The sequence below is a fragment of the Pseudoalteromonas sp. BDTF-M6 genome (genome assembly GCF_018334135.1).
GTDB lineage: Bacteria > Pseudomonadota > Gammaproteobacteria > Enterobacterales > Alteromonadaceae > Pseudoalteromonas.
In genome coordinates this window covers 87,193-93,509 of sequence record NZ_JAGXTQ010000009.1, presented here as the reverse complement: position 1 = coordinate 93,509, position 6,317 = coordinate 87,193, and the positions used below count along the sequence as shown (strand labels likewise).

The 6,317-nt window shown below is 45.7% G+C and carries 11 protein-coding genes; all 11 read right to left on the bottom strand.

Annotation, left to right across the window (positions count from 1 at the left end):
- Nucleotides 1-359: 359 nt before the first annotated feature.
- Nucleotides 360-761 carry a 50S ribosomal protein L17 gene (gene rplQ, locus KD147_RS16300; RefSeq protein ID WP_105200316.1) on the bottom strand — a complete coding sequence of 134 codons (402 nt, stop codon included), beginning with the start codon at nucleotides 759-761 and terminating at the stop codon, nucleotides 360-362.
- Nucleotides 762-801: 40 nt separating this feature from the next.
- A complete protein-coding gene (locus KD147_RS16295) occupies nucleotides 802-1,788 on the bottom strand; it encodes a DNA-directed RNA polymerase subunit alpha (protein WP_105189428.1) in 987 nt (328 codons plus the stop codon).
- 24 nt (nucleotides 1,789-1,812) lie between these two features.
- A complete protein-coding gene (gene rpsD, locus KD147_RS16290; RefSeq protein WP_105253478.1) occupies nucleotides 1,813-2,433 on the bottom strand; it encodes a 30S ribosomal protein S4 in 621 nt (206 codons plus the stop codon).
- Nucleotides 2,434-2,454: 21 nt separating this feature from the next.
- Nucleotides 2,455-2,841 (bottom strand): 30S ribosomal protein S11, encoded by a 387-nt coding sequence (gene rpsK, locus KD147_RS16285; protein WP_022943956.1) that lies wholly within the window; start codon nucleotides 2,839-2,841, stop codon nucleotides 2,455-2,457.
- A 13-nt stretch (nucleotides 2,842-2,854) separates the two neighbouring features.
- Nucleotides 2,855-3,211, bottom strand: a complete 357-nt coding sequence (rpsM, locus tag KD147_RS16280; protein WP_105189430.1) for a 30S ribosomal protein S13 — start codon at nucleotides 3,209-3,211, stop codon at nucleotides 2,855-2,857.
- A 128-nt stretch (nucleotides 3,212-3,339) separates the two neighbouring features.
- Entirely contained in the window at nucleotides 3,340-3,453 is a 114-nt protein-coding gene (gene rpmJ, locus KD147_RS16275) for a 50S ribosomal protein L36 (protein ID WP_002959476.1), read from the bottom strand.
- A 22-nt stretch (nucleotides 3,454-3,475) separates the two neighbouring features.
- On the bottom strand, nucleotides 3,476-4,804 hold the full coding sequence (secY, locus tag KD147_RS16270; RefSeq protein ID WP_105189431.1) for a preprotein translocase subunit SecY: 1,329 nt from the start codon (nucleotides 4,802-4,804) through the stop codon (nucleotides 3,476-3,478).
- Between the two features lie 11 nt (nucleotides 4,805-4,815).
- Complete coding sequence (rplO, locus tag KD147_RS16265; protein ID WP_105200319.1) at nucleotides 4,816-5,250, bottom strand: 50S ribosomal protein L15; 435 nt, start codon at nucleotides 5,248-5,250, stop codon at nucleotides 4,816-4,818.
- Nucleotides 5,251-5,254: 4 nt separating this feature from the next.
- Nucleotides 5,255-5,434, bottom strand: a complete 180-nt coding sequence (gene rpmD / locus KD147_RS16260; RefSeq protein ID WP_105189433.1) for a 50S ribosomal protein L30 — start codon at nucleotides 5,432-5,434, stop codon at nucleotides 5,255-5,257.
- Nucleotides 5,435-5,440: 6 nt separating this feature from the next.
- Nucleotides 5,441-5,947, bottom strand: a complete 507-nt coding sequence (gene rpsE / locus KD147_RS16255; protein ID WP_105189434.1) for a 30S ribosomal protein S5 — start codon at nucleotides 5,945-5,947, stop codon at nucleotides 5,441-5,443.
- Nucleotides 5,948-5,956: 9 nt separating this feature from the next.
- Complete coding sequence (rplR, locus tag KD147_RS16250; protein ID WP_105189435.1) at nucleotides 5,957-6,310, bottom strand: 50S ribosomal protein L18; 354 nt, start codon at nucleotides 6,308-6,310, stop codon at nucleotides 5,957-5,959.
- Nucleotides 6,311-6,317 lie beyond the last annotated feature (7 nt).

The window sequence follows — 6,317 nt, the reverse complement described above, 5'->3', positions numbered from 1 at the left end:
TTGAGAAAGTTTAAAGTTTCTTAAAACCCAGTTTTACTTGACTCCCTGAGTCGCTAGCGCCTCGCTATGCGTTGCTGCCTGCCGTCTCAGTGGGGTCGCATTATAGGGAGATTCGATTTCGACGCAACCCCTTTTTTAAAGAAAATTGCTAAAAATGGATCGTTTGGACAAAAATAAAACGATAACAGCTGTATTTAACAGTTAACGATCTAATTTAGATCTTAATTGTTACATTTAAACTGTGAAACCAGTAGGAAAGGAATACTTATATAGCTGTATATATAGAAGTGAGATGTTTTATTTTGGCCATATAAAGAAAAAGCCGAGCATAAGCTCGGCTTTTTGTGTCTTTTTAAGACTTACTCTGCAGACTGCGCGTCTTCTTGAACTTCTTCAGTCGCAACTGGGCGATCTACTAGTTCAATGTAAGCCATTGGTGCGTTGTCACCAGCACGGAAACCACACTTCAAAATACGAGTGTAGCCACCAGGACGGCTTTCGTAGCGAGGACCAATCTCGCTGAACAACTTACCAACAACTTCTTTATCACGCGTGCGAGCAAACGCTAAACGACGGTTTGCAACGCTATCAGTCTTAGCCAGTGTGATTAAAGGTTCAATTACACGGCGCAGCTCTTTCGCTTTAGGCAATGTTGTTTTGATGATTTCGTGCTTCACCAAAGAACCAGCCATATTGCTGAACATCGCTTTGCGATGGCTGCTGTTACGGTTTAATTGACGACCACTCTTACGATGGCGCATGACCCTATCCTTCTAACTAAACTAAATATAGTGATCTAGATTACTCAGCTAGGCTTGCTGGCGGCCAGTTTTCTAGGCGCATGCCTAGAGAAAGACCACGTGATGCAAGCACGTCTTTGATCTCAGTTAGAGACTTCTTACCTAAGTTAGGTGTCTTAAGAAGCTCAACTTCGGTACGCTGTACTAAATCACCGATATATTGAATTTGCTCGGCTTTCAAGCAGTTTGCTGAACGAACTGTTAGCTCAAGATCATCAACTGGACGAAGCAGAATAGGATCGAATTCTGGCTTCTCTTCTTTCTCTTCTGGCTCAGAAACATCACGTAAGTCTACGAATGCTTCTAGTTGCTCAGCAAGAATAGTCGACGCACGGCGGATCGCTTCTTCAGGATCTAAGGTGCCGTTCGTTTCCATATCAATGATTAGCTTGTCTAAGTCAGTACGTTGTTCAACACGTGCTGATTCAACCGAGTACGCAATACGCTCAACCGGACTGAATGATGCATCAAGCAACAGACGGCCGATTGGACGCTCATCGTCTTCAGAGGATACGCGGCTAGACGCTGGTACATAACCACGACCACGCTCAACACGAATACGCATGCTGATCTCGCTGTTATTTGTCGTTAGGTGACAAATTACGTGATCAGGGTTAGCGATTGTTACGTCGCCATCGTGCTGAATATCTGCCGCAGTCACAGGGCCTACACCAGATTTAGTCAGGGTCAGAAAAACTTCATCTTTGCCTTCGATATTTACTGCCAACCCTTTCAGGTTTAGCAGGATTTCAATGATGTCTTCTTGTACGCCTTCTTTCGCGCTGTACTCATGTAAAACGCCATCAATTTCTACCTCGGTAACTGCACATCCAGGCATAGATGACAACAGAATACGACGTAGTGCGTTTCCTAGAGTGTGACCAAAACCACGCTCAAGCGGCTCAAGAACCACTTTTGAACGAGTTGGGTTGATAGCGTCGATATCGACTAACCTTGGTTTTAGGAATTCGGTTACAGAACCCTGCATTTTATCCTCTCTTAACTCTTAACTTTACTTCGAGTAAAGTTCGACGATTAGTTGTTCGTTAATGTCCGCAGACAGATCAGAACGCTCAGGTAGGCGCTTGAAAGTACCTTCCATTTTCTTACCGTCAACTTCAACCCAAGTTGGCTTTTCACGTTGCTCAGCCAATTCTAGAGCTGCTACGATACGCGCTTGTTTCTTCGACTTCTCACGGATTTCTACCTGATCTTCAGGAGTAACGTTGAAAGAAGGAATGTTAACAACACGACCATTAACCATAATCGCTTTGTGGCTTACTAGCTGACGTGCTTCAGCACGTGTGCTTGCAAAACCCATGCGATATACAACATTGTCTAGACGTTGCTCTAGAAGCTGAAGTAGGTTTTCACCTGTGTTGCCTTTAAGGCGAGCAGCTTCTTTGTAGTAATTACGGAATTGCTTCTCAAGGATGCCGTACATACGACGAACCTTTTGCTTTTCACGTAGCTGTAGACCGTAGTCAGATAGACGACCTTTACGGGCGCCGTGCTGACCTGGTGCGTTCTCTAGCTTACACTTAGAGTCGATAGCTCGTACGCCGCTCTTAAGGAACAGGTCAGTACCTTCACGACGACTTAGCTTGAGCTTAGGGCCCAAATATCTTGCCATGTTCTTTCTCCTAACCTATTGTTATACGCGACGTTTCTTCGGTGGACGACAACCATTATGAGGGATTGGCGTCACGTCAGTGATGTTGGTGATACGGAAACCAGCAGCGTTCAATGCACGTACAGCAGACTCACGGCCTGGACCTGGACCTTTAATGAAAACTTCTAGGTTCTTTAAACCGTATTCTTGAGCAGCAGTACCTGCACGCTCTGCAGCTACCTGAGCAGCGAATGGAGTAGATTTACGTGAACCACGGAAACCTGAACCACCGGCAGTTGCCCATGAAAGTGCATTACCTTGACGGTCTGTAATAGTAACAATAGTGTTGTTGAAAGAAGCATGAACGTGAGCCATACCATCAGCAACTTGTTTTTTTACCTTCTTACGACGAATTGGTGCTTTAGCCATAACTTACCCCACCTTATTTCTTGATAGGCTTGCGAGGACCCTTACGAGTACGCGCGTTAGTCTTAGTACGCTGACCACGTAGTGGTAGCGAACGACGGTGACGTAAGCCACGGAAGCAACCAAGGTCCATAAGACGCTTGATGTTCAAAGTAACTTCACGACGAAGATCACCTTCTACAGTGTACTTGCCAACTTCTTCACGAAGTACGTCAAGTGTTTCGTCAGAAAGTTCACCGATTTTTGTGGTCTCGGCGATACCAGTCGCAGCTAAGATCGCCTTAGCGCGAGTTTTACCTACACCATAAATTGAAGTTAAACCAATAACCGCATGTTTATGATCAGGAACGTTAATGCCAGCTATACGGGCCACTAACACATCTCCTATTTTAAAGTTTGGTAATCATCTTCTTGAAAAGCCCGTAAGGATACTCAAGCGATAACCAAACCAATATGAAAAACACAGGCCGAGTAGGATACTCAGCCTGCATGACTGTTTAATTAGCCTTGCCTTTGCTTGTGCTTAGGCTCACTGCAGATCACACGTACTACACCAGCACGCTTGATTACTTTGCAGTTACGGCAGATTTTCTTAACGGAAGCACGTACTTTCATTACTCAACTCCGTAAACCAACCTTAGCGGCCGTAGCCTTTAAGGTTTGCTTTTTTCAGCACAGAATCATACTGATGTGACATCAGATGGGTCTGTACTTGTGCCATAAAGTCCATGATCACAACAACGATAATCAAAATTGATGTACCGCCGAAGTAGAATGGCGTTTGCCATGCCATGGTCATAAACTCGGGCACCAGACAGATAAAGGTAATATACAAGGCACCTGCCAATGTCAGGCGTGTCATTACTTTATCAATGTATTTCGATGTCTGCTCACCTGGACGAATACCTGGAATAAATGCACCAGACTTTTTCAGGTTATCTGCAGTTTCACGCGGGTTGAACACCAACGCAGTATAGAAAAAGCAGAAAAAGATAATAGCCGCTGCCAAGACCATCGCATACAGAGGCTGACCTGGAGTCAACGCTGTTGAGATAGCTTGTAACACGTCAGCTACAGGACCTTCACCCTGGCCGAACCAGCTTGCAATTGTACCAGGGAACAGAATGATACTACTAGCAAAGATTGGTGGAATAACCCCAGCCATGTTCACTTTTAACGGCAAGTGAGTGCTTTGAGCAGCGTACACTTGACGACCTTGTTGGCGCTTCGCGTAGTTAACAACGATACGACGTTGACCACGTTCGAAGAATACCACCAAGTAAGTAACGGCAAAGACGATTACCGCAATCAATACAAGTACCAAAATGTTCAATTCACCTTGGCGCGCCATTTCGGCTGTCGAACCAATAGCAGACGGCAGGTTAGCTACGATACCAACAAAAATCAGTACTGAGATACCGTTACCGATACCACGTTCTGTAATTTGTTCGCCCAACCACATGAGGAACATACAGCCGGTTACTAAGCTCACCACAGCGGTGAAATAGAAACCAAAGCCAGGGTTAACAACTAACCCTTCCATCATGTTCGGTAAGCCGGTGGCAATACCGATTGATTGGAATGTAGCAAGCACGAGCGTACCATAACGCGTGTACTGGCTAATTTTCTTACGCCCAGCCTCACCCTCTTTTTTCAGCTCTATCATCGCAGGATGTATGTGCGTTAATAGTTGCATGATAATCGAGGCCGAGATGTACGGCATAATACCCAGTGCAAGCACTGAAGCACGCTCAAGCGCACCACCACTGAACATGTTGAACATCTCAACAATGGTGCCCTTTTGTTGCTCGAAGAATTCGGCAAGTACAGCGGCGTCAATCCCAGGGATCGGCACGAATGAACCTAGACGGTAAATGATGATAGCTCCGAGAACAAATAGTAAACGACGCTTCAACTCCGCAAGCCCACTTTGTGCACTTTGCATATTTTGACCTGGTTTAGCCATAAAGTACTTCCTTACTCTTCTACCTTGCCTCCGGCAGCTTCAATCGCCGCACGAGCACCTTGAGTCACTTTAAGACCTTTAACGGTAACCGCGCGAGAAACTTCGCCAGATTTAACTACTTTAACGAACTGGATGTTCTTCTTAACCAGACCAGCTGCTTGTAACGCGTTTAGATCTACCACATCGCCTTCAACTTTAGCGATTTCGAATAGATTTACTTCAGTAGACGCAAGCGACTTACGTGAAGTGAAACCAAACTTAGGTAGACGACGTTGCATAGGCATTTGACCGCCTTCAAAACCAACGCGTACTTTACCGCCTGAACGTGATTTCTGACCTTTGTGACCACGGCCACCAGTTTTACCTAGACCAGAACCAATACCACGACCAAGACGTTTCTTAGGTGTTTTAGAACCCGCAGCAGGAGAAAGTGTATTCAAGTTCATCGAATTACCCCTCAACCTTAACCATGTAAGAAACTTGGTTGATCATACCACGTACTGAAGGCGTATCTTCTAGCTCTACAGTGTGGTTGATGCGACGTAAACCAAGGCCACGTAATGTAGCTTTATGCTTCGGTAAACGACCGATAGAGCTACGTACTTGAGTTACTTTTACTGTGTTTGCCATGGTGTCTTACCCCAAAATCTCATCAACGCTAAGACCACGTTTCGCAGCAACTGCTTCTGGAGACTTCATGTTCTCAAGAGCAGCGATTGTTGCGCGTACAACGTTGATCGGGTTAGTCGAACCGTAAGCCTTTGATAATACGTTCTGTACACCAGCTACTTCTAGTACTGCACGCATCGCACCACCGGCGATGATACCTGTACCTTCAGATGCAGGCTGCATGTACACTTTAGAACCAGCGTGACGACCCTTGATAGGGTGCTGAAGTGTATTACCTTTAAGGTCTACGTTGATCATGTTGCGACGTGCTTTTTCCATTGCTTTTTGAATAGCAGCAGGAACTTCACGTGCTTTACCATAACCAAAACCTACTTTACCTGCGCCGTCACCAACTACTGTTAGTGCAGTGAAGCTAAAGATACGACCACCTTTAACCACTTTAGACACACGGTTTACCGCGATTAGCTTTTCAGCCAAATCAGGCTGTTGTTGCTTTGCTTCTACGTTAGCCATTGTCTACTCCTAGAATTGCAAACCGGCTTCACGCGCTGCATCAGCAAGCGCCTTCACACGGCCGTGATATTTAAAGCCACTGCGGTCAAAAGCGATGCTTGCGCTAACGCCTTTTTCAGCCGCACGTTCGGCAACTGCTTTACCCACTGCTTGCGCAGCTTCGATGTTGCCTGTGCCTTTAACTGTTTCAGCAATTGCTTTTTCAACAGTAGAAGCAGCAGCCAGTACAGTACCCTCAGCGCTAATTACCTGAGCGTAAATGTGACGTGGCGTGCGGTGGATAACAAGACGAGTTTTGCCTTGTTCAATAAAATTTCTACGGGTGCGCTTAGCACGACGTAGACGAGCTGTTTTCTTATCCATCGTCTTA

Coding starts and splice junctions, on each gene's coding strand:
- rplR (WP_105189435.1), bottom strand. CDS start 6,310: ATGGATAAGAAAACAGCTCGTCTACGTCGTGCTAAGCGCACCCGTAGA.
- rpsE (WP_105189434.1), bottom strand. CDS start 5,947: ATGGCTAACGTAGAAGCAAAGCAACAACAGCCTGATTTGGCTGAAAAG.
- KD147_RS16295 (WP_105189428.1), bottom strand. CDS start 1,788: ATGCAGGGTTCTGTAACCGAATTCCTAAAACCAAGGTTAGTCGATATC.
- rplO (WP_105200319.1), bottom strand. CDS start 5,250: ATGAACTTGAATACACTTTCTCCTGCTGCGGGTTCTAAAACACCTAAG.
- rpmD (WP_105189433.1), bottom strand. CDS start 5,434: ATGGCAAACACAGTAAAAGTAACTCAAGTACGTAGCTCTATCGGTCGT.
- rpmJ (WP_002959476.1), bottom strand. CDS start 3,453: ATGAAAGTACGTGCTTCCGTTAAGAAAATCTGCCGTAACTGCAAAGTA.
- rpsK (WP_022943956.1), bottom strand. CDS start 2,841: ATGGCTAAAGCACCAATTCGTCGTAAGAAGGTAAAAAAACAAGTTGCT.
- secY (WP_105189431.1), bottom strand. CDS start 4,804: ATGGCTAAACCAGGTCAAAATATGCAAAGTGCACAAAGTGGGCTTGCG.
- rplQ (WP_105200316.1), bottom strand. CDS start 761: ATGCGCCATCGTAAGAGTGGTCGTCAATTAAACCGTAACAGCAGCCAT.
- rpsD (WP_105253478.1), bottom strand. CDS start 2,433: ATGGCAAGATATTTGGGCCCTAAGCTCAAGCTAAGTCGTCGTGAAGGT.